Raw genomic sequence first — 1,203 nt, forward strand, 5'->3', positions numbered from 1 at the left:
CCCGAGCTGACGCTGGGCGTGATCCCGGTCGAGAACGCCACGGGCACCACGGATCGCTGGGGGCCGCTCACCGCCTACCTGACCAAGGCCCTCGGCGTGCCGGTGAAGCTGCGGGTGGCGAGCGACTACGCCGCGGTGATCGAGGGCCAGCGCGCCGGCAACATCCAGATCGCGTTCTACGGACCGGCCTCCTTCGCCCGGGCGGTGATGACCGGGGTGAAAATCGAGCCGATCGTGAACCAGAAGCACGAGACCGGCGCCTCGGGCTACTATTCAGTCGTCTACGTGCTGGCCACCAGCCCGTACAAGACGATCGAAGACCTCAAGGGCAAGAACCTCGCGCTGGTCGATCCGAACTCGACCTCCGGCAACCAAGCGCCGCGCTTCTTCCTGAAGCGCGCCGGCTACGATGTCGAGAAGCACTTCGCCAAGACCTTCTACGCCGGCAGCCACGAGAACGCGGTTCTGGCGCTGACCCAGGGCACGGCCGACGCCGCCGCCAACCTCTGGAACTCCGAGACCGACACCACGGTGACCCGGATGACCGCCAAGGGCATGCTCAAGAAGCCGGACGGCACGCCGATGCAGCAATCCGACTTCCGGGTGGTGTTCAAGTCCGACTTCCTGCCGGAGGGGCCGTTCGCGATGCTGGCGAGCCTGCCGGACGACCTGAAGGCCAAGATCCGCGACGCGTTCGTCGCCTTCCCGACCGCCGACAAGGCGGCCTTCGACAAGCTCTCCGATGGCAAGGATCAGGGCCTCACCCCGGTGACGCTCAAGGATTACCAGCCGATCATCGACATGCTGAAGTTCAACGACGAGCAGCGCAAGAAGTCCTGATCCCATGCGCCCGGGCCTGCGGAAATCCGCCGGCCCGGTCCGCAATGCCGGCGGCGATCCCGGCCCTGGCCAGCCTGTGGCCGGGACGGGCCTCCCCGGACGACCCTGCCATCGACCCGATCCAAGGACACGCTCATGATTACCCGACGCACCCTGGCGGCGGCGGCCGCGCTCGCGTTCCTCGCCCTGCCGGCCGCCGCGCAGGATTGGAAGGCGCGATACCCCGAGCTGACGCTGGGCGTGATCCCGGTCGAGAACGCCACGGGCACCACGGATCGCTGGGGGCCGCTCACCGCCTACCTGACCAAGGCCCTCGGCGTGCCGGTGAAGCTGCGGGTGGCGAGCGACTACGCCGCGGTGATC

Annotated in this window: 2 protein-coding genes; both read left to right on the forward strand. The window is 68.2% G+C overall.

What is annotated here, in order from left to right:
• On the forward strand, positions 1-840 hold an 840-nt coding region (gene phnD / locus MKK88_RS14315; protein WP_244000747.1), incomplete at its 5' end, for a phosphonate ABC transporter substrate-binding protein.
• Between the two features lie 135 nt (positions 841-975).
• A partial coding sequence (locus MKK88_RS14320; RefSeq protein ID WP_244000749.1) for a PhnD/SsuA/transferrin family substrate-binding protein occupies positions 976-1,203 on the forward strand: 228 nt, incomplete at its 3' end.

This window comes from Methylobacterium sp. E-005 (genome assembly GCF_022829725.1).
Classification (GTDB): Bacteria; Pseudomonadota; Alphaproteobacteria; order Rhizobiales; family Beijerinckiaceae; genus Methylobacterium.